The sequence below is a fragment of the Delftia sp. WSY_22 genome (genome assembly GCF_043104185.1).
Lineage (GTDB): Bacteria > Pseudomonadota > Gammaproteobacteria > Burkholderiales > Burkholderiaceae_C > Comamonas > Comamonas tsuruhatensis.
Window position 1 is genome coordinate 940,047 of the sequence record NZ_JBICKN010000006.1, and the last position, 23,924, is coordinate 963,970.

The 23,924-nt window shown below is 70.3% G+C and carries 18 protein-coding genes; 7 read left to right on the forward strand and 11 right to left on the reverse strand.

Going from position 1 to position 23,924, the window contains the following annotated elements:
• Position 1 precedes the first annotated feature (1 nt).
• Positions 2-751 (reverse strand): DUF969 domain-containing protein, encoded by a 750-nt coding sequence (locus ACF8NF_RS04835; RefSeq protein WP_016448769.1) that lies wholly within the window; start codon positions 749-751, stop codon positions 2-4.
• A 406-nt stretch (positions 752-1,157) separates the two neighbouring features.
• Between ACF8NF_RS04835 and ACF8NF_RS04840 the strand changes: the two genes are divergently transcribed.
• The 4 genes from ACF8NF_RS04840 (at position 1,158) to ACF8NF_RS04855 (ending at position 5,194) form a co-directional block, all read left to right on the forward strand.
• Positions 1,158-2,324, forward strand: coding sequence for an ABC transporter substrate-binding protein (locus ACF8NF_RS04840; RefSeq protein WP_016448770.1), 1,167 nt, complete (start codon positions 1,158-1,160; stop codon positions 2,322-2,324).
• Positions 2,325-2,392: 68 nt separating this feature from the next.
• The gene (locus ACF8NF_RS04845) at positions 2,393-3,394 is read left to right on the forward strand and encodes a tripartite tricarboxylate transporter substrate binding protein (RefSeq protein ID WP_160852790.1); all 1,002 of its coding nucleotides are present in this window, start codon (positions 2,393-2,395) and stop codon (positions 3,392-3,394) included.
• Entirely contained in the window at positions 3,394-4,449 is a 1,056-nt protein-coding gene (locus ACF8NF_RS04850) for a low specificity L-threonine aldolase (protein ID WP_016454394.1), read from the forward strand. Before ACF8NF_RS04845 ends, ACF8NF_RS04850 begins: the two co-directional genes overlap by 1 nt.
• 70 nt (positions 4,450-4,519) lie before the next feature.
• Positions 4,520-5,194, forward strand: coding sequence for a GntR family transcriptional regulator (locus tag ACF8NF_RS04855; RefSeq protein ID WP_016448773.1), 675 nt, complete (start codon positions 4,520-4,522; stop codon positions 5,192-5,194).
• Positions 5,195-5,362: 168 nt separating this feature from the next.
• On the opposite strand, the gene ACF8NF_RS04860 is transcribed toward ACF8NF_RS04855, so the two are convergent.
• The 3 genes from ACF8NF_RS04860 to ACF8NF_RS04870 form a co-directional block, all read right to left on the reverse strand.
• Positions 5,363-5,818 (reverse strand): DoxX family protein, encoded by a 456-nt coding sequence (locus tag ACF8NF_RS04860; protein ID WP_337193890.1) that lies wholly within the window; start codon positions 5,816-5,818, stop codon positions 5,363-5,365.
• The gene (locus ACF8NF_RS04865) at positions 5,805-6,176 is read right to left on the reverse strand and encodes a DUF4148 domain-containing protein (protein WP_016454396.1); all 372 of its coding nucleotides are present in this window, start codon (positions 6,174-6,176) and stop codon (positions 5,805-5,807) included. The genes ACF8NF_RS04860 and ACF8NF_RS04865 overlap by 14 nt, the downstream gene beginning before the upstream one ends.
• Before the next feature lie 163 nt (positions 6,177-6,339).
• Positions 6,340-7,992, reverse strand: coding sequence for an adenylate/guanylate cyclase domain-containing protein (locus tag ACF8NF_RS04870; protein WP_252653342.1), 1,653 nt, complete (start codon positions 7,990-7,992; stop codon positions 6,340-6,342).
• A 116-nt stretch (positions 7,993-8,108) separates the two neighbouring features.
• On the opposite strand from ACF8NF_RS04870, the gene ACF8NF_RS04875 reads away from it, so the two are divergent.
• Positions 8,109-8,816 (forward strand): Crp/Fnr family transcriptional regulator, encoded by a 708-nt coding sequence (locus ACF8NF_RS04875; RefSeq protein ID WP_252653343.1) that lies wholly within the window; start codon positions 8,109-8,111, stop codon positions 8,814-8,816.
• On the opposite strand, the gene ACF8NF_RS04880 is transcribed toward ACF8NF_RS04875, so the two are convergent.
• Both ACF8NF_RS04880 and ACF8NF_RS04885 read right to left on the reverse strand, forming a co-directional pair.
• The gene (locus ACF8NF_RS04880; RefSeq protein ID WP_392450161.1) at positions 8,813-10,432 is read right to left on the reverse strand and encodes an ABC-F family ATP-binding cassette domain-containing protein; all 1,620 of its coding nucleotides are present in this window, start codon (positions 10,430-10,432) and stop codon (positions 8,813-8,815) included. The two genes, ACF8NF_RS04875 and ACF8NF_RS04880, sit on opposite strands and share 4 nt — an antisense overlap.
• Before the next feature lie 375 nt (positions 10,433-10,807).
• Positions 10,808-13,948 carry an efflux RND transporter permease subunit gene (locus ACF8NF_RS04885; protein ID WP_016454400.1) on the reverse strand — a complete coding sequence of 1,047 codons (3,141 nt, stop codon included), beginning with the start codon at positions 13,946-13,948 and terminating at the stop codon, positions 10,808-10,810.
• Positions 13,949-14,328: 380 nt separating this feature from the next.
• On the opposite strand from ACF8NF_RS04885, the gene ACF8NF_RS04890 reads away from it, so the two are divergent.
• Both ACF8NF_RS04890 and ACF8NF_RS04895 read left to right on the forward strand, forming a co-directional pair.
• Positions 14,329-15,063 (forward strand): response regulator, encoded by a 735-nt coding sequence (locus tag ACF8NF_RS04890; RefSeq protein WP_016448779.1) that lies wholly within the window; start codon positions 14,329-14,331, stop codon positions 15,061-15,063.
• Positions 15,060-16,133, forward strand: a complete 1,074-nt coding sequence (locus ACF8NF_RS04895; RefSeq protein ID WP_016448780.1) for an ATP-binding protein — start codon at positions 15,060-15,062, stop codon at positions 16,131-16,133. The genes ACF8NF_RS04890 and ACF8NF_RS04895 overlap by 4 nt, the downstream gene beginning before the upstream one ends.
• Positions 16,134-16,151: 18 nt before the next feature.
• On the opposite strand, the gene ACF8NF_RS04900 is transcribed toward ACF8NF_RS04895, so the two are convergent.
• The 5 genes from ACF8NF_RS04900 to ACF8NF_RS04920 form a co-directional block, all read right to left on the reverse strand.
• A complete protein-coding gene (locus tag ACF8NF_RS04900; protein ID WP_227468489.1) occupies positions 16,152-16,613 on the reverse strand; it encodes a VWA domain-containing protein in 462 nt (153 codons plus the stop codon).
• A gap of 209 nt (positions 16,614-16,822) precedes the next feature.
• Positions 16,823-17,965, reverse strand: coding sequence for an ATP-binding protein (locus ACF8NF_RS04905; RefSeq protein WP_392450162.1), 1,143 nt, complete (start codon positions 17,963-17,965; stop codon positions 16,823-16,825).
• Positions 17,962-21,792, reverse strand: a complete 3,831-nt coding sequence (cobN, locus tag ACF8NF_RS04910) for a cobaltochelatase subunit CobN (protein WP_392450164.1) — start codon at positions 21,790-21,792, stop codon at positions 17,962-17,964. Before cobN ends, ACF8NF_RS04905 begins: the two co-directional genes overlap by 4 nt.
• Before the next feature lie 29 nt (positions 21,793-21,821).
• A complete protein-coding gene (cobW, locus tag ACF8NF_RS04915) occupies positions 21,822-22,871 on the reverse strand; it encodes a cobalamin biosynthesis protein CobW (RefSeq protein ID WP_392450165.1) in 1,050 nt (349 codons plus the stop codon).
• A gap of 26 nt (positions 22,872-22,897) precedes the next feature.
• A complete protein-coding gene (locus tag ACF8NF_RS04920; protein ID WP_392450166.1) occupies positions 22,898-23,920 on the reverse strand; it encodes an LLM class flavin-dependent oxidoreductase in 1,023 nt (340 codons plus the stop codon).
• Positions 23,921-23,924 lie beyond the last annotated feature (4 nt).

Sequence of the window (23,924 nt, forward strand, 5' to 3'; positions counted from 1 at the left end):
TTCAGGCTCCCTTGGCTTGGGTGGCGTTGGCATTGGCCGCGTCGGCTGCGACGCCCGCCTTGTACTGGGCCAGCTCGCGCTCGAGCATGCGGTCCAGGCGACCCAGGCGCCAGGCGTGGATCACGAAGGCGCAGATGGCCGTGGGAATGCCCCACAGCGCGACGTGGATGGGCTCGACCTCGATGCCGGCTTCCTTCAGGAAGGTGGTCATCAGCACGATGGCGCCGAAGGCCACGAAGATGTCCTCGCCGAAGAACAGGCCCACGTTGTCCGTGGCGGCCGAGTAGGCGCGCAGCTTGTCACGCACCTTGGCGGGCAGGATGCCGAAGCGCGACTGGGTCGCGCCTTCGGCCATGGGCGCCAGCAGCGGACGCACCATCTGCGGATGCCCGCCCAGGCTGGTCAGGCCCACGGCGGCCGTCAGCTGGCGCGCCGCCAGGTAGACGATGAGCAGGCGGCCAGCGGTGGCCGACTTGATGGAGCTGATCCAGTTCTGCGCATGCTGGCGCAGGCCATGGCGCTCCAGCAAGCCGATCACGGCCAGCGGCAGCAGGATGATCAGCGGCAGGTTGCGCGTCTTGATGAAGCCCGTGCCGATGGTGGCCAGCACCTTGTCGACGGGAAAGCCCGCCGCCAGTGCCGTGCCGATGGCCGTGACGATCACGACCAGCATGGGATTGAAGCGCAGCACGAAGCCCGCAACGATGATGGCCACCCCGATAAGCGGCCAGAGATTGACGTCAGTCAGCATGTTGATTCCCCCTTCACACCCCCGGTGCGCGACGGCCGTCGAGCCACCCCGCATGCCCAACCCGGTGGCAAGGAGTGCGCTGCCGACCTGGTTTTGTTCAACAAAACTAGTAATTTGTCTTACAGAAACGAATTGTGATTAAGACAATCAACGCATACTGATAGTACAAACCCGCATACACCTGCCTACGCAATGTGCACTGACAGGGTTCTTGCCAAAGTCATGAAAACTATCGATGATTGAATACCGATAGAAGACATGAATGCAACAATGCCCCTGCGCCGGTATCGCCTGCGGCAAGGCCGCCTCCTACAATGGGCCGCGCTCCCAGCGCGGGGCGCATGCGCGGCAGGCGTCGTGAATGGCCCTTCCTGCTCCCAACCCACCTTGCCCGAGCCCTGAATCCATGCGACGCCGTCAGATTGTTTCCCTGGTTCCCCGCGCTGCGGCCATCGCAGCGGTCCCGGCCCTGGCGCCGGCCTTCGTGCGCAATGCCTTTGCCGACGAGGCCGGCCTGTCCGCCAAGGCCATCACCATCGGCTCCACGGTGTCCCTGAGCGGCCCGCTGGCCGCATACGGCACCGACATCAAGCTGGGCACGGAAGCGGCCATGGCGCAGATCAATGCCCGCGGCGGAATTCACGGCCGCACGCTGCAGCTGCAGATCGTGGACGATGGCTATGTGCCCCAGCGCTCGGCCGACAACGTGCGGCAGATGCTGTCCAAGGGCACGGCCTTCGCCCTGCTGTCGTGCAACGGCACGCCCAACAATGCGGCCATCATTCCGCTGATCGAAGAGGCTGGCGTTCCCTACGTGGCGCCGATCACGGGCGCCTCGTCGCTGCGCAAGGGCGCGCGCAACGTCTTCCATGTCCGGGCCAGCTACACCAATGAGGTCCACCGACTGATACAGCGGCTTGCAGGCATGGGCCTCAAGGGCATCGGCATCGTCTACCTGGACAACGCCTACGGCCGGGAAATACTGGAAGACGCCACACGCGCACTGGAAGCCGGGAAGATGGCCCCCTCCGTACAGGCGGCCATTGCCACCGATGGCAAGAACCTGGCCGAAGTGTTGAACAAAGTGCATGCGGCCCGTCCGTCCGCCGTGTTGCTGGCCACGGCCGGCACGGTGTCGGTCGCGCTGGTGCGCGGCCTGCGCAAAAGCGTGCCCGGCGTGCTGCTCACGGGCCTGAGCGTGACCTTGCCCAACGACAGCCTCAAGCCGCTGGGCGACGATGCCCGGGGCCTTGCCATGACCATGGTCGTCCCCGCGCCCCATCAGGCCCGGCTGCAACTGGTGCGCGACTACCAATCGGCCCTGCGCGCCCACGGCCAGCAGGAGTTCTCCATGGGCTCGCTGGAAGCCTATGTGAATGCACGCGTGCTGGCCGAGGGCCTGGAACGCGCCGGCCGCGACCCCACCCAGGCCAGGCTGCGCTCAGCGCTGGCCGGCATGCGCAACTGGGACATGGGCGGCTTTGTGATCGACTACAGCGGCCAGCCGCCGCATGTGGGCTCCAGCTTCATCGACCTGGGCGTACTGGGCAACGCGGGGCGCTTCATCGGTTGATGCCGGTGGCGGCTTGCGGGCCGGGCCGCGATGGTCTCTTTCTCTCGCCGCACCAAGGAGTTCTCGCCATGCCTGCCGAACGCCACCGCCTTGTGCCCTGCGCTTCCCACCGCGGCGTGCCACGCCGCCTGCTCATCCTGGCCGCCGCTGCCCTGCCCGGCCTTGCGCCGGCGCAGAAATGGCCGGCGCAGCCCGTGCGCATCATCGTTCCCTACACGGCCGGTGGCGGCTCGGACAACATCGCCCGCGCGCTGGGCACGGAACTGTCGCGTGAACTGGGCCAGCCCGTGGTCGTGGACAACAGGCCCGGGGCCTCGGCCATGCTGGGCGCAGAAATGGTGGCGCGGGCCGCGCCTGACGGCTACACGCTGCTGATGGCCGACATGCCGCACACCATCACGCCCAGCCTGTACAAGACGCCCTACGACGCGCTCAAGGACTTCACGCCCGTGGCCCTGATCGGATCATCGCCGCTGGTGCTGGCCGTCAACCCGAATTTCAAGGCGCAGAGCGTGAAGCAATTCGTGGCCCTGGCCAAGGCGCAGCCGGGCCGGCTCAACCTTGCATCGGGCGGCACGGGCACGGCCACGCATCTGGCGGGTGAGCTGTTCAAGCAGCAGACCGGCACCTTCATCACCCACATCCCCTACAAGGGCTCTGGGCAGGCCATTGCCGATGTGGTTGCCGGGCATACCGAGAGCATGTTCGCCTCGGCACCCACCGTGATCCCGCATATCCGAAGCGGTGCGCTGCGCGCCCTGGCCACCACCAGCGCCCAACGCTCGCCGGCCCTCCCCCAGGTTCCCACGCTGGGCGAAAGCGGCGTGCGCGGCCTGACCGTGCTGCACTGGTTCGGCCTGCTGGGGCCTGCCCGTTTGCCCTCCGGCATCCAGACCACGCTGCACGATGCCGTGGCCCGCGCCATGGCCACGCCCACGCTGCAGGCCAAGCTGCAGTCCCTGGGGCTGGAGCTGACGCCCCGCACTGCGGCAGAGTTCGGCGCCCAGATGGAGACCGACGCGGCGCGTTGGGCGCGCGTCGTCAAGGAACGCAACATCAAGGCCGACTGATGTCCAGCCTGCACCCTCTTCCCGACGCCATCGACCTGCGCAGCGATACCGTCACGCGCCCCACGCCGCAGATGCTCGAAGCCATGGCCCGCGCCCCGCTGGGCGATGACGGCCTGGACGGCGACCCGACCGTGCGCGCGCTCGAGGAGACCGCAGCCCAGCGCTTCGGCAAGGCTGCGGGCCTGTTCGTGGTCAGCGGCACCATGGGCAATCTGGTGGCCGTGCTCGCCCATGGCCGCATGCCCGGCGAGGTGCTGGCCGAGGCCGGCAGCCATCTGCTGAACGCCGAGCGCGCCGCCGCGGGCCTGACCGGCATGCACTACCGCAGCCTGGCCGGCGACGGCGGCCTGATCGCCCTGCCCGCGCTGGAGGCGGCGCTGGACACCGCCATCTCCGCACGCTGCCCCAGCGCGGTGGTGGCCGTGGAGAACACGCACAATGCGCGGGGCGGCACCGTCGCCGGGCCCCAGGCGCTGGCCGCCGTGCATGCGCTGGCCTGCCGCCATGGCGTGCCCGTGCACACCGATGGCGCGCGCCTGTTCAATGCCGCCGTGGCCCTGGGCCTGTCCTGCCGCGAGATGGCTGCGCACACGGACTCGGTCACCGTCTGCCTGTCCAAGGGGCTGTCCGCGCCCGTGGGCTCGGTGCTCATGGGGCCGGCCGACTTCATCGCGCGGGCGCGCACCATACGGCGCATGCTCGGCGGCACCCTGCGCCAGGCCGGCGTGATTGCGGCGGCAGGGCTGGTGGCACTGGAGCACATGGTCGAGCGCCTGGCCGACGACCATGCGCGCGCCTGCCGCCTGCACCAGGGCCTGCGCGCCATCGACCCGGCTTGGTGCGCGGCCGAACTGCCGCAGACCAACATCGTCCAGGTTCGCGTTGACACCAGCGCGGCCGAAGCGCGCCTGTGGCAAGCACGCCTGGCCCAGGCCGGCGTGCTGGTGCGCACGGGCAGCGCCGGCCTGCTGCGCCTGGTCACGCACCGCCATATCGACGATGCCGCCGTGGACAGCACGCTGCAGGCCTTCGCCCGGCTGCAACACCCCACCTGAGCACTGCACGAAACCGGCGACCGGCCCGGCGCTGGCTACACTGCGCTCTGGCCCTTGCATCCCGACCACCATGACCCGCAGCACCGACATCCTCAACCTGACCGACCGCGTGACCGAGCAGCTGCGCAGCAAGCTCATCGATGGTGCCTGGGAGCCCGGGCAGAAGCTGTCGGAAGCCTCGCTCAGCGAAAGCCTGCAGATCTCGCGCAACACGCTGCGCGAGGCCTTCCGGCTGCTGACCAAGGAGGGGCTGCTGGTGCACGAGCCCAACAAGGGCGTGTCGGTGGCGGCGCCCAGCATCGCCTCCATCATCGACATCTACCGCGTGCGCCGCATGGTGGAGTGCCAGGCCCTGGCCCAGGCCTATCCCATGCACCCGGCGCGCAGCCTGATGCGCGAAGCCGTGGAAGCGGCACAGCGCCACCGCGAGGCCCAGGACTGGTCCGGCGTGGGCACGGCCAACATGAGTTTCCACAAGGCCGTGGTGCAGCTGGCCGACAGCGAGCGCCTGGACACCATGTTCGAGCACCTGCTGGCCGAGCTGCGCCTGGCCTTCGGCCTGCTGCGCGACCCGCACTTCCTGCATGCGCCCTATGTGGACATGAATGCGCGCATCCTGCAGCAGTTCGAGGACGGCAAGCCGGCCGAGGCCGCTGCCGCGCTCAATGAATACCTGGTGCATTCGGAGCGGCTGATCCTGGCCGCCTATGCCCGACGCCTGGCTGAGAAGGGCATCAAGGTGTGAGACAAAGACACCCCCTGAGTCGCTTCGCGCCTTCCCCCTCTCTCGCTACGCGGGAGGGGGACGACACCCTCGGTGCGGGGCGGCCCTTCCTCGGTGTCCCTCGCTTTGGGCAGCGCCGGTTTCATGGGCTGTGTGTTGCACACAGCGCCAGGAATCACTGGCTCGTGCTCAACGCGAGGCCTTGCGCCGTGCGTCCAGGCTCCAGCGCGCCACGGGCGCCAGCATCAGTTGCACGAATCCCCCGGCGATCGCCAGGTTCTTCAGGAACTGCACCAGCTGGCCCTTGTCGCCGAACTGGTTGTGGAACATCAGCGCCGACATGACGCTGAACACGGCCATCACGGCCGCGGCCTCGCGGGTGCGCCAGCCCAGCAGCAGGGCCGTGGCCACGCCCAGCTCCACCACCAGCGCCATGGCATACGACAGCATGGGCAGCGGCAGGCCCGCCTTGGCGATATAGGCCATGGTGCCCTCCGGCCCCATCAGCTTGCCGATGCCGCTGTAGATGAACAGCAGGCTCAGCAGCACCCGGGCCAGCAGCGGCGCGAAGTCGGCCCAGGGCGATGCGGCGGCATGGGCAGTGGAATGCGTGGCGGCGCGCGTCATCGCATCAGCCCGGGACACGGCCGGAACCCTGGCCTTCGGCCGCCTTCACCGAGCCACCCAGGCGCTGCACTTCGGCCAGGTACTCGGGGCCGCTGCGCATGCGCTGGTACTGGGCCAGGCGCTGCTGGTAGTCGGCATCCCAGTGGTTCACATCGGACTCGCGGTAGACGTTGAGGCCGGCGCGGTTCCACAGGGCCAGGTCGGCCTGAACCTCGGCGCGCGACAGCGCAGGGCCGGAGCTGGCGGGCTCGGCGCCGAACCAGGTTTCTGCAGATACCGTGGCAGCCGGTGCGGCCGAGGCCATGCCCGGCCACAACGCGGAGGAAAGTGCGGCAGAAAGGGCGGTGATGGCGAAGAGGGTCTTTGCGTGCTTCATGGCGAATCCTTTGTCAAATCCTGCAGCGCGTGATTGCGTTCTGCATGGCTGCAGTCTCGTCTTCGCCCGCCTGCACGTCAGTGCCTAAACGCACAGCTTTGCGCAAACTCTCCGGCTCCCGCGCTCACTGTCCACACTCATCGTCCACGCCCACCATCCACCCTCACGGCCACTGCAGGCCGGGCCGCGCCACATGCAGGGCCTGCAAGGACTCGGAGCGCCCGCGCACCTGCACCTGCCGGACTTCGCCCAGGCCATCGGCCACGCCCGCGCGGCGCGCCACCTCCAGCGACAGCACCAGCCGCGCCTGGGCGCTCTTGGTGTATTCCTGCAGGCGGCTGGCCGTGTTGACCACCTCGCCCACGGCCGTGAAGGTGGTGGTGTGCTCGAAGCCCACGCGCCCCACGGCGGCGCGCCCCGCATGCAGGCCCATGCCGAAATCCACCGGCTGGCCGAACTGCGCCTCGAAGCTCGCGCTCCACTCCTGCATGCGCCGGTCTATCAGGGCACTGGCCTGCACGGCCTGGCGGCAGGCCGTGTCCAGGTCGGTGTCCAGGCCGAAGATGGCCATCACGCTGTCGCCGATGAACTGGTTGGCCATGCCGCCGCTGTCGTGCACGGCCTGGCCCACGCGCTCGAAATACTGGTCCAGCACCCAGGACAGGTCCACGGGCCATTGCCGCTCGGCCAGGCCGGACCAGCGGCGCAGGTCCACGAACAGGATGGCCACCTCGCGCACTTCGCGGACCTCGCGCTCCTGGCCCGCGCGCCCGGCCTGGGCGGCTGCCGGCGAGCGGAACAGCGGCGCCACCTGCACATCGCCCGTGGGCCGCAGCTGGCAGGCCAGCCGCACGTCCTGCGGCGCACCCACGCGCTCCAGCGTGAGGCGCTCGTCCCGCCCCGGCGCAGGCAGGTGGGCCGCCGGGCCGGACACGCGCACGCGGCAGGTGGAGCAGCGCGCCCTGCCGCCGCACAGCGACAAATGGGCAATGCCATGCTCGCGGCTGGCTTCGAGCACGCTCATGCCCTGGGGCACCTGCACCGTGCGGCCCGGATAGTGCAGCAGCACCTGGCGGGCGCCGCGCAGGCGCATGCGCCGCCACAGCCAGGGGCCGGCCAGCAAGGCAGCCAGGCCGGCCAGCCAGCCCTGACGCAGCCCCGATGTCAGATCGCGCAGCAGCTGCGCCGCCTGCGGCGAAGGCCCGGCCGGCGCGGGCACACCGGCCGCCGCGATCTCGCGCGCCATGGAGACGATGCCCAGCGCCGCCAGCACGGGCAGCAGCACGGCGGCCGTGAGCAGCAGCGGCTGCCAGCGCCGCCACCAGCCGCGCGCACGCAGGGCCATGTGCAGGCCCATGCAGCCGTGGGTCCACGCGGCCGCCATCAGCAGCAGCTGGATGGCCATGCTGGACGGATTCCAGGAAGAACGCACGATGCGCGCATACGAGGGGTCCACGCCCCAGGCCTCCTGCGCCAGCCGCGTGGCCGGCACATGCAGGGCCAGCAGCAGCGGCAGGCCCAGGCCCAGCAGCAGCCGCACGGCCTCCAGCGCCGGCATGCGCAGGCTGCGCCGCCGCGCGAGCGCCTGCAGCGCCAGCCCCATGTGCACGGCCAGCGCGCCGTAGAGCAGCAGGCTGCCGGGCAGGGATCGCCACACGCCGTGGATCACCTCGCGCACGGCCTCGGCCGTGGCCAGCGAGACCAGGCCCAGGGCATGGTTGGACAGGTGCAGCGCCGCATAGGTCCACAGCACCAGGCCGGTGGACCAGTGGAGACTGCGCAGGGACGGCAGGGACGGAGGAAGGACACGGGCCATGGAAACGGATGATGCGCCCGACGGCAGGACAAGACAGGAACAATGGCGGCTTGAAGGAACTTGGGACAGCGCAGCCCGATCCAGAATCTTTGTACATTCCGCCCGTTATTGGTTCCATGGCCCACCCTACCCAGCCTTCCAGCTTCGCCCTGCGCGGCATCACCCTGTTCGAGGGCCTGGGCACCGCCAGCCTGGACCGCATCGCCGCCGACTGCGAATGGCGCCCGCTGCAGGCCCGCCAGCCCGTGTTCAGCCGCTGCTCCACGGGCAGCGACGTGTTCTTCCTGGTCAGCGGGCGCGTGCGCATCATCACCTATTCGCCGGGCGGGCGCGAGGTCAGCTTCCGCGACTACGGGCCCGGCGAGCACTTCGGCGACCTGGCGGCCATTGACGGCCAGGCCCGCTCCACCGATGTGGTCACCCTGGAATCCTCGCTGCTGGCCAGCCTCTCGCGCCAGGACTTCCTGGCCCTGCTGGCGCGCGAGCCCGCCGTTGCCCTGCGCATGATGGAAGGTCTGGCCGGCCTGGTGCGGCGGCTGACCGACCGCGTCATGGAACTGAGCACCCTGGGCGTGCCCACGCGCCTGCACAGGGAGCTGCTGCGCCTGGCCCGGGAGGCGGGCGTATCGCCCGAGCACACGGCCCTCATCAGCCCCGTGCCTTCGCACTCGGTGCTGGCCAGCAAGATCAGCACCAACCGCGAGCAGGTCACGCGCGAGCTGGGCGCCCTCACCCGGCGCGGCCTGCTGCGCAAGGAGGGGCGCCAGGCGCTGCTGGTGACCGATGTGCGCGCACTGCAGGCGCTGATAGCGCAGGAAAGCTAGGCGGGCTCCATTCGCCAGCCCTGCGGCGACGACACCAGGCGTTCGGTCAGCCCGATGGCCTGCAGAAAATCCTCGTCATGCGAGACCACGACCAGCGTGCCGGCGTAGCCGCGCAGCATGGCCTCCAGCGCCTGCAGGGAAGGCAGGTCCAGGTGGTTGCAGGGCTCGTCCAGCAGGAGCAGGGGCGCGGGCGGCTCGGCATGCAGCGCACAGGCCAGGGCGGCCTTGAGCTGCTCGCCGCCGCTGAGCCGGCCCGCGGGCTGCTCCACCTGCCGGGCCGCCAGCCCGAGCCAGGCCAGGCGCGTGCGCAACACATCCACAGGGGTACCGGGGCAGGCGTCCTGCAACTGCTCCATCACCGTGCGCTGCGGCTGCAACAGGGACAGGCGCTGGTCCAGGTAGGCACAGGCCTGCATGCGGCGCACCTCGCCCGCCTGGGGCGCAAGGCGGCCCGCCAGCACATCGAGCAGGCGCGTCTTGCCGCAGCCGTTGGGACCGGTCACGGCCAGGCGCTGGCCGCCGTACAGAGACAGGTTCAGGCGCGGCCCCGGGGAAAACGGCAGCAGCACATCGTCCAGCAGCGCCACCACGTCGCAGGGAGCACCTACCGGTGGCGGCGCCTGCAAGCGGATGTCGGCCTGCAGGTCGATCTGGCGCGCCGCCTCGCGCACGCGCTGGTCCAGCGCTTCGCGCGTGTCCGCCTGCTGGCGGCGCAGGCGGCCGGCCGACGCCTGGCTGCGCTCCTTTTGCCGGTCCAGCAGAATGCGCGCCTGGTTGGCCTCCAGGCCCTGGCGGCGGCCGCGCGCCTCGCGGCGCTGCTGGCGCTCCTGCTGCTCGCGCAGCTGCTGCGTTTCGCGGCGGCGCTCCAGCTTGCGCTGCTCCAGCAGTTGCACCGTCGAGGCCATCTCGCGCGCCTTGGCTTCGGCATAGAAGGCGTAGCCGCCGCCGTAGCTGCGAAGCCCCTGCGGCGACAGCTCCACGATGCGTTCCATGCCCTGCAGCAGACTGCGGTCATGACTGACCACGACCAGGCCACCGGGCCAGCGCTGCAGTTGCGCGGCCAGGGCCTGGCGGCTTTCGCGGTCCAGGTGGTTGCTGGGCTCGTCCAGCACCAGGTGGTCGGCGCCCGACAGCAGCGCGCCCGCCAGGGCCGCACGCATGGCCTCGCCGCCGCTGAGGGCGTGGCCCGGCGTATCGGCACGCAGATGGCCCAGGCCCGCCAGCTCCAGCTGGGCCTGCAGGCGCTGGCGCAGGTCCCAGCGGTCGGCCAGCAGCTCGAAGTCGCGGGGCTCGCAACTGCCGCCCTCGATGCGCGCCAGCGCCTCCAGCGCGGGCTGCAGCCCGGCCAGCGCCGCCACCGAAGGCTGGCCGTGCCAGTCCGTGCGCTGGGCCAGGTACAGCACCTGCCCCGAGCGCAGGCAGCGGCCCTGCGAGGGCGCATCCAGCCCGGCCAGGATGCGCGCCAGCCGCGACTTGCCCACGCCGTTGCGCCCCACCAGGCCGGTGCGGCGGTGGTCCAGGGTTTCGGAAAGATCGGAGAAAAGGGGGCTGCCATCGGGCAGCACGCAGGAAACGCCGTCGAGCGTGATCGTGGTATTCGTCATATCGCGGTTCATGGATGCCAACGCAGTTCCTTGCCGCTTTGCATGCATTGCGCATGCCGTGGGCAGGGTCGGGAAAAGCGGGCCGCTGGGACAGCGGCAGCATCAATGGCGCATGGGACGAATACCTCCTGCAATGGCGAACGAAGCCGCCATTATAGAAATCATGGGACGGACGTGCTGGCCGTGCCGAAGGGGGCGCCATCGGCGCCGTCGGGGCCAAGGGGGCCGGCATGCGCACCTGCGTTTGCACGCGGCGGCTCGGGTCCGGTGGACCCGGCCTGCCGCGCGGGGGCTGCAGGCGCCGATGGCGCGCAAGGGTTCGAAGACTGTGCCGGCGGGCGGCCCTGAAAGCACAGGGCGTTGAGCGCGATCCAGAGGGGCATGTGTTTATGTTCCGGGGTCGGCAGCAGGCGGCGGCCGGCGCGCGCTGCCGCGCGGCCCGGCGATGCGCCGCTGCCATTCAAGGACGAAGACGAAGAAGACGGGCACGAAGAACACCGCCAGCACCGTGCCGCTGACCATGCCGCCGAACACGCCCGTGCCGATGGCGTGCTGGGTCTCGGCGCTGGCGCCCGATGCCAGCATCAGCGGCACCACGCCCAGCGCAAAGGCCAGCGAGGTCATGAGGATGGGCCGCAGCCGAAGGCGCGCGGCCTTGATGGCGGCCTCGCGCAGGTCCTGGCCTTCCTCGCGCAGCTGCTTGGCGAATTCCACGATCAGGATGGCGTTCTTGGCCGACAGGCCGATGATGGTGATCAGGCCCACCTTGAAGAACACGTCGTTGGGCATGCCGCGCAGCAGCACGGCGGCCACCGCGCCCAGCAGGCCCAGGGGCACGACCAGCATCACCGACAGCGGGATGGACCAGCTCTCGTACAGCGCGGCCAGCACCAGGAAGACCACCAGCATGGACAGGGCCATGAGCAGGGGCGCCTGCGCGGCCGACTGGCGCTCCTGCAGCGACTGGCCGGTCCAGGCCACGGCAAAGCCGGGCGGCAGTTGGGCCACCAGCCGCTCCATCTCGGCCATGGCCGCGCCGCTGGATGTGCCGGGCGCAGGCGTGCCCGAGATGCGCGACGCCAGGAAGCCCTGGTAGCGCACCAGCTGCAGCGGCGTCTCGGACCACACGGGCGTGGCGAACTCGGCCAGCGGCACCATGCCGCCCGCAGCGTTGCGCACGTTCAGCCGGAGCACATCATCGATCTGCATGCGCGCGGGCGCGTCGGCCTGCACGATGACCTGCTGCATGCGTCCCGCGTTGGGGAAGTCGTTGACGTACAGCGAGCCCATGGCCGTGGACAGCGTCTCGCTGATGGCGGCAAAGCCCACGCCCAGGGCCTGGGCCTTCTGGCGGTCGATCTCCAGCCGCACGCTGGTGCCCGAAGGCAGGCTGTCCTGGTAGGCCGAGCCCAGCACGCTGCTGCTGCCGGCCAGCGCCAGCAACTGGTCGGTGGCCGACTTGAGCGCGGCATGGCCCTGGCCCGTGCGGTCCTGCAGGTACATGGTGAAGCCCGAGGAAGTGCCCAGCTCGTCGATGGCCGGGGGCTGCAGCACCATGATGGCGCCCTCGGGCGCGTGTTCCATGGCCTTTTGCGCGAGCGAGACTTCCTCGCCGGCCGTGGCGCCGTTGCGCTGGTCCCAGTCCTTGAGCGTGGTGAAGGCCATGGCCGCGTTCGGGCCCGAGCCCGCGAAGCTGAAGCCCAGCACCGAGATGCTGGAGGCGATGCCGGGGCGCTGCGCCACATGCTCCTCATAGCGCTTGACCACGTCCAGCGTGCGCTCGGCCGTGGCATCGGCCGGCAGCTGGATGGAGGTCATGAAGTAGCCCTGGTCTTCCTCGGGCAGGAAGGCCGAGGGCAGCTGGCGCAGCGCAAACACCAGGATGGCCACGATGGCCGCGAACAGCAGCATCATGCGGCCCGTGCGCCGGACCAGGCCCGTGACATGGGCCTCGTAGCGGTTCGTCAGCCGCTCGAAGCCGCGGTTGAACCAGCCGAAGAAGCCTTTCTTCTCATGGTGGCCTGCCGCCACCGGCTTGAGCAAGGTGGCGCACAGCGCCGGCGTCAGGCTCAGGGCCAGGAAGGCCGAGAACAGGATGGACACGGCCATGGACAGCGTGAACTGCTGGTAGATCACGCCCACCGAGCCGCTGGCGAACGCCATGGGAATGAACACCGCCGTCAGCACCAGGGTGATGCCGATGATGGCGCCCGTGATCTCCTTCATGGCCTTGAGCGTGGCATCGCGCGGCGACAGGCCCTCCTCGGCCATGAGGCGCTCCACGTTCTCGACCACGACGATGGCGTCGTCCACGATGATGCCGATGGCCAGCACCATGCCGAACATGGTCAGCACGTTGATGGAAAAGCCCGCCACCAGCATCACGGCGAAGGTGCCCAGCAGCGCCACGGGCGCCACGATGGCCGGGATCAGCGTGTAGCGCAGGTTCTGCAGGAACAGGTACATCACCAGGAAGACCAGCACCATGGCCTCGACCAGGGTCTGCACCACCTTCTCGATGGAGATCTTGACGAAGGGCGCGGTGTTGAACGAGATGGTGTGCTGCATGCCCTGCGGCAGGATGGAGGCCAGCTCGGCCATGCGCTTTTGCACGGCAGCGGCCGTGCGCACGGCATTGGCGCCCGGCGACAGCTGCACGGCGGCGCTGGTGGCGGGCTTGCCGTCCTCGCGGTTGGAGAAGGCATAGGACTGCGCGCCCAGCTCCACGCGCGCCACGTCGCCCAGCACCAGGCGGGAGCCGTCGGCATGGGCGCGCAGCACGATGGCCGCGAACTGCGCGGGCGAGGTCAGCTGGCCCTGCACCGTCAGCGGCGTGGTCACGCGCTGGCCCGGCGCGGTCGGCGCATCGCCCACGCGGCCCGGGGCGATCTGCATGTTCTGCTGCTGTATGGCCTGGGTGAGGTCGCCCATGGACAGCCCGTAGGAAATCAGCTTGGCCGGATCGACCCAGACGCGCATGGCCTGCTCGGTACCGAACAGCTGCACGCGGCCCACGCCCTCGATGCGGCGCAGCTCCTCCACGATGTTGCGCGCCATGTAGTCATTGAGTGCCAGCTCGTCGAACTCGCCGCCCGGCGAGATCAGGCCCACCAGCAGCAGAAAGCTCGACGTGGCCGACTCCACCTGCAGCCCGTTCTGGCGCACGGCCTGCGGCAGGCGCGGCTCCACGGCCTTGATGCGGTTTTGCACATCCACCTGGGCCAGCTCCGGGTTGGTGCCGGGCTTGAAGGTGGCCTTGATCTCGGCCGAGCCCGAGGTGTCCACCGAGGACTCGAAGTACAGCAGGTGGCGGACGCTGGACAGCTCGCGCTCGATCAGCGAGACCACGGAATCATTGAGCGTCTTGGGCGTGGCGCCCGGATAGGTGGCATACAGGCTCACCGTGGGCGGCGCCACCGTGGGATAGCGCGATATCGGCAATTGCGGGATGGCGAGCACGCCCAGCAGCACGATGAACAGCGCGATGACCCAGGCAAAGACGGGCCGGTGAATGAAGAACTGTGGCATGGACGCGAGGTCTGGTTTTCAATGCGCGCCAGGGCGCGCTGCGGAAAAAATACGGCGCCTGGCGCCGAATCATCTGAGGGGCCATCCGGATGCAAATCCAGATTGCCAGGAGGCATGGGGATGAAGGAAACTCCTGCCGGTGCGGCTTCGGCCTGCGGCGTGTTGCCGCAAGGGCCATTCACTCAGGGAGCCGCTGCAAAAGCTGACCGCTCCACCCGCTCATACGGCACTGCCGCTGTGACTTCATATTCATCGCTTTGTTTCGCATGCCGGCCAATGGCGGCGGCACAGGGAAACAGCTTGCGTTCTTTCGATGGCATTTCGGCCCGGGAAATGTGGAAGAACGATGGAGATGAACACAGCCGCCGCCGCGACCCAAAATGGCTTCTATCATTGCCCAGCCCTTGCCTTTCCAGCCATCGACATCGCTCATCCTCGTTGCCGAGGACGAGCCCGAGATCGCAGACATCCTGTGCGCCTACCTGGCCCGCAGCGACCTGCGCACCGTCCATGCCGCCGATGGCCAGCAGGCCCTTGAACTGCACCACCACTTGAAACCCGATCTCGTTCTTCTCGACGTGCAGATGCCACGCCTCGACGGCTGGCAGGTGCTGTCCGAAATCCGCCGGCGCGGCGACACGCCCGTCATCATGCTCACCGCCCTCAACCAGGACGTGGACAAGCTCATCGGCCTGCGGATTGGCGCGGACGACTACGTGGGCAAGCCCTTCAATGCGGCCGAGGTCGTGGCGCGCGTGCAGGCCGTGCTGCGCCGCTGCGGCCAGGGCCGGCTCCGCGATACCAAGCTGCTGCAGGCCGGCCCCTTTCGCGTGGACCTGGACAGCCGCGAGGTCAGCGTGCAGGTGCAGGGCGCCACGCATGTGCCCGAACTCACCGTGACCGAATTCAACCTGCTGGCCAGCCTGGTGCGTTCGCCCCGGCGCGTGTTCAGCCGCGCCGAGCTGCTGCTCAGTTGCCTGCCCGAAGGCCACACGCTGGAACGCACCGTGGACAGCCACATCAGCAAGCTGCGCAAGAAGCTCGAAGGCCTGGGCCTGCAGGGCATGCCCGACAGCGTGCGCAGCGTGGGCTACCGGCTGGGGATGGACCCATGAGCGCAGTGCCGGGCCTGCGCCGGCAGGTGGTGCTGACCATGTCGGCCGTCACGCTGGCCGTGGTCGTGCTGTGCGTGCTGGGTTCGTACGCCTTCTATGCACTGCTGCTGACCTTTCACCCGGCCAGCGTCTCCGACGGCTGGATGCCCTCCAGCGTGGAGCTGGCCTGGGTGCTGCTGACCCTGGTCATCGCCCTGCTGATCGCCATCTTCGTGGCCACGCGGCTGTCGCGGCGCATCCTGCCCTCGCTGGACTCGGTGGCCATCAGCCTGCGCCAGCTGGCCCAGGGCGACCTCTCGGCGCGCGCGCACACCGACGACAGCGCGCTGCACGAGGCCGCCCAGCTGGTGCACGACTTCAACAGCCTGGCCCAGCGCCTGGAAGGCATGGCGCAGGAGCGCGCCTTCTGGAGCGCGGCCATCGCCCATGAGCTGCGCACGCCCGTGACCATCCTCAGCGGACGGCTGCAAGGCCTGTCCGACGGCGTCTTCCTGCCCAGCAAGGACATGCTGGCCAGCCTGATGACCCAGGTCGAGGGGCTGACCCGCCTGATCGACGATCTGCGCCTGCTGGGCCTGCAGGACAACGGCCACCTGCATCTGGAGCTGCGCCAGACCTGCCTGGCCGGCGAGGTGCGATCGGTGACCCTGGCCGTGGGGCCGGCGCTGGAGCAGGCGGGCCTGCAACTGGCGCTGGAGCTGGACGAGCAGCCCGTGGTCTGCGACCCCGTGCGCATACGCCAGGCCCTGCTGGCCCTGCTGGAGAACGCCATGCTGTATGCGCAGCCCGGCCCCCTGCTGGTGGCCGCGCGCGTGCGCCAGGGCCTGTGCACCGTGCGCGTGGAAGACAGCGGCCCCGGCGTGGCGGCGGACCTTGCGCCGCGCATCTTCGACGCCTTCCAGCGCGGCGAAGGCGCCCGCAGCCGCAAAAACGCCGGCGTGGGGGCCAGCAAGGGCAGCGGACTGGGCCTGGCCGTGGTCCAGGCCATTGCCCAGGCCCATGGCGGGCGGGCGCAATGCCTGCCGGGCGAGCGCGGCGGCGCGCTGTTCGAGTTGAGCTGGCCGGCCTGACCTCGTCAAAGCCGCAGATCAGCCTGCGAAATCATCGGCCCGCACATGGCGTGCGTCCCAGGCGGCGGCCAGCGCAGCCGCCCGGCCCAGGCGCACGCGGCCTGATTCGAAGTCCACGATGCCTGCCTCCTGCGCCGCCGCAGGCCGCGCGGGCCGCTCGCGCGTGCGGCCGTCGGTGAGCAGCCACAGCCAGCCCTGGCAGGAGGCCTCTGCGCCGCAATGGCGCTGCAGCAACTGGCCCGCCTGCTCCACGGCCGCCTGCAGCGGCGTGCCGCCGCCCCCGCCGATGGGCGCGATCCAGTCGTCATTCCAGGCCGCAGCCTTGCGCGGCGGCAGGCGCAATTCCACGCGCGTGCCCGCAAAGCAGATCAGCGCCATCTGCTCGCGGCGGCGGTAGGCCTCTTCCATCAGCGACAGCAGCACGCCCTTGGCCCGCGCCAGTGCGCCGCTGGCGGCCATGGAGGCCGAGCAATCGAGCACAAAGCAATGCAGCCGCGTGGCCTGGGGCGGCTCGCGGCGGCGCTGCAGATGTTCGGGCGCCAGCGCCTGGGCGCCGCGCGCGGCCAGCGTGCGCGGCCAGTCCCAGCTGCCGGTGGGCGGCCCGCCTTGCGCCTGGGCCAGCCGGGGCTGGCTGGCCGCCTGCTGGCCCGCCCTCGCATCCCTTGCCTGTGGCGCGGGGCCGCGAGGGCTCAGGCTTTTTTTGCGGCGGGCGCTCCGGGCTTTGCGGCCTCGCGGGCCAGCAACGAAGGCACGGCGACACGCAGCAGGCCCACGGGCTCGGGCGGCATGGCGCCCCAGTCGGCCTCGGAGGGCGGGCTGTCGCCTGCGCCGTTGGCCGTGGATTCCGCAGGCGGCCGGCTTTGTGCCGACGACTGCGAAGGCGGATTCGATGGCGCCTGCTGTGGGGATGGCTGCTGTGGCTGCTGCTGCGGCGCCCCCGGCTTGCGGCGGTGCACCAGTACCAGCTCGGCCACGGCCTGCACATGGTCGGGCGTGGCCTCGGCATCGCCCAGCCAGGCGGCCCAGGCGCGTGCAGCACGCAGCAGCACCAGGTCGGCGCGCAGGCCGTCCACCTGGGCGGCAATGCACAGCGCTCCGGCGGCCTGCAGCACCGCGTCGGACCAGGGCAGCGCGCCGGCCGGCTGCAGGCGCTCGCGTGCCGTGCGCAGCTGCGCGGCCAGCGCGGCCTGGGCGTCTGCATGGCGGGCGCGAAAGGCTGCGGGGTCGGCATCGAACAGCAGCCGCGCGCGCACGATGGCCTGGCGCTGGGCCGCATCCTGCACATTGGCCAGGCGCACGCACAGGCCCAGGCGGTCCAGCAGCTGCGGGCGCAGCTGGCCTTCCTCGGGGTTCATGGTGCCCACCAGCACGAAGCGCGCCGCATGGCGGTGGGAGATGCCGTCGCGCTCGACCACGTTGACGCCGCTGGCGGCGGCATCCAGCAGCACATCGACCAGGGCATCGGGCAGCAGGTTGATCTCGTCCACATAGAGCACGCCGCCATGGGCGCGTGCCAGCAGGCCGGGCGCGAATTTGAGCGCATGGCCGGCCATTGCCTGGCCCAGGTCCAGCGAGCCGGCCAGATGCTCCAGCGAGGCGCCCAGCGGCAGCGTGACGAAGGGCGCGGCATCGATGAGCTCGGCCAGGGCGCGCGCGGCCGTGGACTTGGCCGTGCCGCGCGGCCCCTCGATCAGCACGCCGCCCAGTTGCGGGTCGATGGCGGCCAGCAGCAGCGCCTGGCACAGCAGGGGCTGGCCGGCAATGGCGGCAAAGGGAAACAGCGGCGGCAGCGCGGGCGGGGCGCCGCTGCCCAGGTCAGGAGATGCGGTCATGCGCGCAATCCTTCGAGGTGGTTTTCATGTTCCAGCAGCAGGTCTTCCAGCTGCTGGCGATAGTCGCCGGGCTGCTCCCACAGGCCGCGCTGCATGGCTTCGAGCAGGCGCTCCAGCATGTCGCGCAGGGCCTGCGGATTGTGCTGCACGAGAAAGTCGCGCGTGGCCGCATCCAGCACATAGGCGTCGGCCACCAGGGCGTACTGGTGGTCGCCCACCTGCTGCGTGGTGGCGTCGAAGCCGAAGAGATAGTCCACCGTGGCCGCCATCTCGAAGGCCCCCTTGTAGCCATGGCGCTTGGCGCCGTCCATCCACTTGGGATTGGTGACGCGCGAGCGCACCACGCGCGCAATCTCCTCCTTGAGCGAGCGCACGCGCGGCTGGGCCGGGTTGGCATGGTCGCCGTGGTAGAGCGCGGGCTGGCGGCCCGAGAGGTGGCGCACGGCAGAGGCCATGCCGCCCTGGAACTGGAAGTAGTCGCCCGAGTCGAGGATGTCGTGCTCGCGGCTGTCCTGGTTGTGGGCCACCACGTCGAGCTCGCCCAGGCGGCGGCGCAGCGCATCGCCTGCGGGCACGCCCTCGGCGTCCTGGCCGTAGGCATGCTGGCTCCAGCCCAGGTAGGCCTGGGCCAGGTCGGCATCGCCCTGCCAGTCGCCGCTCTGGAACAGTCCGCCCAGGCCCGAGCCGTAGTGGCCGGGCGGCGCACCGAACACGCGCCAGCCGGCCTGCAGGCGGGCCTGCACGGCGTCCATGCCCTGCGCCTGCAGCTGCTCGACCTCGGCCAGGATGCGCGCGCGTATGGGGTTGTCCTCGGCGTCTTCGTCCAGCGCGGCCACGGCCTGCACGGCCGCGTCGAACATCTGCACGGCGCCCGGGAAGGCATCGCGGAAAAAGCCCGAGATGCGCAGCGTCACATCCACACGCGGCCGGCCCATGCCCACGCGCGGCACCACCTCGAAGTCCACCACGCGCTGGCTGCCGGGCGCCCATTTGGGGCGCACCCCGATCAGCGCAAAGGCCTGGGCGATGTCATCGCCGCCCGTGCGCATGGTGGCCGTGCCCCAGACCGACAGGCCCAGGGTGCGCGGGTACTCGCCATGCTCCTGCAGATAGCGCTCCAGCAGCCTGAGCGTGGCCTGCTGGCCCAGCTCCCAGGCGGCCTGGGTGGGAATGGCGCGCGTGTCCAGCGTGTAGAAATTGCGCCCCGTGGGCAGCACGTCGGGCCGCCCGCGCGAGGGCGATCCGCTGGGCCCGGGCGGCACGAAGCGGCCCTGCAGGCCGCGCAGCAGCTGGCGCAGTTCCTCGCCGCCGCAGGCATCCAGCGCGGGCGCCAGCACGGCATGCACCTGTTGCAGCGCGGCGCGTGTCTGCGGCCAGTCACCGGCCGGGGCCTCACCTTCCAGCAGTTGCTGCGCCAGCAGCTCCAGGCGCTCGCGCGTGTCGCCTTCATGGCGCCAGGGCTCGTCGCTCACGGCCTGCAGGGCGGCGGGGCGCGCGCCGGTCCAGGGACGTGCAGGCTCCATGCGCAGCGGGTCGAACCCGGGGCTGTCCAGCAGGTCGGCGGCCAGCGCCTGGATCAGGCCCTGGCCTTCGTCCGACGGGAAGCGCGCCAGCGCCAGCAGCGTGTCGCGGCGCTGGCGGCCCTGCGGCGAGGCGCCGAAGACATGCAGGCCGTCGCGGATCTGGGTTTCCTTGAGCTCGCACAGGTAGGCGTCTATGCGTTCGAGCACGGCATCGTCGTCCTGCGCGGCACCGGGCGCCAGGTCCAGCTCCTGGTCCAGGTGCTGGCGGCGCACGATGTCCAGGATCTGGCGGCGCAGCAGCGCGCCGCGCCGCGCATCGACCAGCAGGGCGTCGTAGTACTCGTCCACCAGGCGCTCCAGGTCCTGCAGCGGGCCGTGGTTTTCGGCGCGCGTCAGCGGCGGCATCAGGTGGTCGATGATCACGGCCTGGCTGCGGCGCTTGGCCTGGGCGCCTTCGCCGGGATCGTTGACGATGAAGGGGTACAGGTGCGGCAGCGGGCCCAGGATGGCATCGGGCCAGCACGCGCCCGACAGCGCCAGGCTCTTGCCCGGCAGCCATTCGAGGTTGCCATGCTTGCCCACGTGGACCATGGCGTCCACGGCAAAGCGGTCGCGCAGCCAGAAGTAGAAGGCCAGGTAGCCGTGGGGCGGCACCAGCTCGGCATCGTGGTAGCTCGCATAGTCCTGCGCGCCCATGCCTTTACCGACCAATGCACGCGCCGGCTGTATGCCGACAAAGACATGGCCCAGGCGCAGGCCCGCGATCATGAAGCGGCCCTGGCGCAGCAGCGGGTCGGCCTCGGGCGCGCCCCAGCGCGCCGTGATGGCGTCGGCCATGCCGTCCGGCAGCGCGGCCAGGCGTGCCAGGTACTCGTCCAGCGCATAGCTTTGCCAGGCCGGGCGCAGCGGCCACTGGGCCGGGTCGTTGGCAATGCCCTGCTGCAGGGTGTGCATCAGCGCCTCGCCATCGGCGGGCAGCTGCGCGGGGTCGCCCAGCTCATGGCCTTCGGCCGCCAGGTGCTGCAGGATGGCGATCACCGAGGCCGGCGTATCCAGCCCCACGCCGCTGCCGATGCGGCCTTCGCTGCCCGGATAGTTGGCCAGCACCAGGGCCAGGCGCTTGTCGCGCGCGGGCAGGCTGCGCAGGCGGCACCAGCGCCAGGCCAGGTCGGCCACGAAGTCCACGCGGTCGGGCTCGGGCTGGTAGGCCACCACGTCGGCCTGGGTGAAGGCGCAGCGGTGGGACAGGCCCTTGAAGCTGATGGCGCGCGTGATGATGCGGCCATCCATCTCCGGCAGCACCACCTGCATGGCGATGTCGCGCGGGCGCAGGCCCTGGCTGTCGGCCCACCAGTCCTCGCGGTTGCCGCCGCTGGCAATGACCTGCAGCACGGGCGCATCGCCGGCCAGGGCCGTGCCCGATTCCAGCGCCGAGAACGCCGTGGTGTTGAGCACCAGCTGCACGGCATGGTCTTCGCAGAGCTGGCGCAGCGTGGCCAGGCACAGCGGGTCCTTGAGCGAGTCCAGCGCCACGGGCAGCGGGTTCATGCCGCGCTGCTGCAGCGACAGGGCCATGGCGTCGAAGGCCGCCGTATTGCCCGCCAGCAGGTGGGAGCGGTAGAACACCAGGGCCACGGTGGGCGCGCCCGGCGTCCAGGCGCGCTGCAGGTCGTCGATGCCGGCCACGTCATGGGCCTGGACCTGGGCCTGCATCTGGGCATGGCTCCTGGCAGCGAACAGCGCCGGGGGAACGTGGACAGCCGCCTGCGGCAGGGTGCGCGGCGGCAGCGGCGCATCGCCCCGGTCCAGCCCGTGGTAGACGGTGGCCTTGAGGAATTCGCGCGCATTGGCCGCGCCGCCCGAGCGCAGGTACTGCCACAGCTGGCGGCAGGCGGCGGCCGGCAGCGTGCTGCGCGCCAGCAGGTGCGGGTCCTCCTGCAGGTCACCCGAGAACATGGCCAGGCGCTGCCCCTTGCGGCGCGCCAGAGAGCCGATCTGCTCGATGCCGTAGGGCCAGGCCGATTCCGAGCCCAGGTGGTCCACGATGACCACGCGCGCATGGCGCAGCACCTCGTCCACATACAGGTCCAGCGAGGCCGGCTGGCGCAGGTACAGCAGATTGGCCAGCCGCACCGAGGGAAAGTCCGCCGACGCCCCGGCCAGCGCGGCCACGGCCGAGGACAGCAGGGCCAGCGTGGTGTCGGCCGAGCTCAGGATGACGATGTCGGCCGGCGTCTGGTCGAGGCGGGTGACGATGCTCTCGTCCTCGACGAAGCCGCCGGGGCGCGTGGACAGCAGGTGCATGGAACAGGTTTCAGTGCGGAATCGGAAGGTCAGGCGGCCACATTCTCCAGGCCCTTGCGCAGCGCTGCTTCGTCAAGGTCTTGCCCGATGAACACCAGGCGCGTGCCGCGTGCCTCGCCCTCGCGCCAGGCGCGGTCGAAGTGGTGGTCGAAGCGGCGGCCCACGCCCTGCAGCAGCCAGCGCATGGGCTTGCCCGGGATCTCGGCAAAGCCCTTGACGCGCAGGATGCTGTGCTGCTCCACCAGCGTCTCCAGCGCGGCCAGCAGGCGGTCGCGGTCCACGGCGGGCAGGTCGATCACGTAGGAGTCGAAGTCGTCGTGGTCATGGTCCTCGTCGTGGTCATGGTGGCTCACGCGCTGGTCAACGGTGGTCTCGGCCGCCTTGGCCAGGCCCAGCACCACGTCCAGCGGCAGGCGGCCCTGGGACGATTGCACGATCTTGACCTCGGGCGGCAGCTCCTCGCGCACCAGGGCGGTCACGCGCGCCAGGGCATCGGCATCGGCCAGATCGGTCTTGTTGAGCACCACCAGGTCGGCCGCGCCCAGCTGGTCCTCGAAGAGTTCGTGCAGCGGCGATTCGTGGTCCAGGTTGGGGTCGGCGCGGCGCAGCTCGTCCACGGCCTGGGGATTGGCGGCGAACTGGCCGCTGGCGGCCGCCGGCGTGTCCACCACGGTGACCACCGCGTCCACGGTGAACACGTTGGCGATCTCGGGCCACTGGAAGGCCTGGACCAGGGGCTTGGGCAGGGCCAGGCCCGAGGTCTCGATGATCACGGCGTCGATCTGGTCGCGGCGCTCGGCCAGCGCGCGCATCACGGGGAAGAACTCTTCCTGCACCGTGCAGCACATGCAGCCGTTGGCCAGCTCGTACAGCGCGCCTTCGCGCTCGTTGCCCTCGTCGTCGCAGCCGATGCCGCAGCCCTTGAGGATCTCGCCGTCGATGCCCAGCTCGCCGAACTCGTTGACGATGACGGCAATGCGCCGGCCATCTGCGTTGTCCAGGATGTGGCGCAGCAGCGTGGTCTTGCCGCTGCCCAGGAAGCCGGTGACGATGGTGGCGGGAATCTTGGCGGTTTGCATGGAAGGTTCTCCAGAAAAAGAGGAAGTCAGACGGTGGCGAAAGGCACGGCGCTGCGCAATGAAGGGAGAACCTCCTGCGCAAACAGTTCCATGCCGGCGAGGGCCTGGGCATCGCACCACAGGCCGTTGGCGTTGAAGACGCAGCGCAGCTGGCCAATGCCCGTGCGCTCGCGCAAGGCGGTGATCTGCGCATGGCACTGTTCGGGCGTGCCATGGATGAATTGCTCGGCCAGCACGCGCGGCACATCGATGGGCAGCACCTGGTCGGCCGGCACGCCGCGCTTGCCCGCAAAGTACACGCGCCGCTGGTACAGCTGCGGCCACAGCGTGGCCAGCTGGGCCTGCACGGCGGCCTCATCGGCACCGATGCAGACATAGCGCGCCAGCGATGAACGCGCACGCAGCGCGGAGGCATCGCGCACGCGCTCCCGGGCAGCGGCCTCCAGGCGCTCCAGCTGCATGCCTTCGGGCGGCTCCAGGCTCAGCAGCAGGGGCAGATTCTGATCGACGGCAAAGCCCAGGGTCTCAGCCGTGGAGCCGGCCACATACAAGGGAGGATGCGGACGCTGCACGGTCGAAGGCAGGGCGGGCCGGTCCTCGAAGCGCCACGGCCCCTGCCCCGCTGCGATGGGCTTGCCGGACAGCGCCTCCACCAGGATGCGGCAGGACTGCTCGAAGCGTTCGCGCGTGCTGTCCGCATCGATCTGCAGGGCGCGCAGCGCGGCCGGCTCCGTGCCCCTGCCAACGCCCACGTCGATGCGGCCCGCGCTTTGCAGGTCCAGCTGGGCAATCTCCTCGGCCAGCATCAGCGGATGGTGCAGCGGCAGCACCAGCACCGAGGTGCCCACGCGCAGCCGCTCGGTGCGCGCCAGCACGGCGGCGGCCAGCAGCAGGGGCGAGGGATAGGGCCAGGCGGTATCGGGCACGCGGAATTCGTTGAACCACACGCCCTCGAAACCCAGGCGCTCGGCGCGCTCGAACAGCGCCAGGAATTCACGGTGCCCGCCGCGCGTGGCGTCGCGCGTCCAGCCGGCCAGATCGATGCGCATGGGG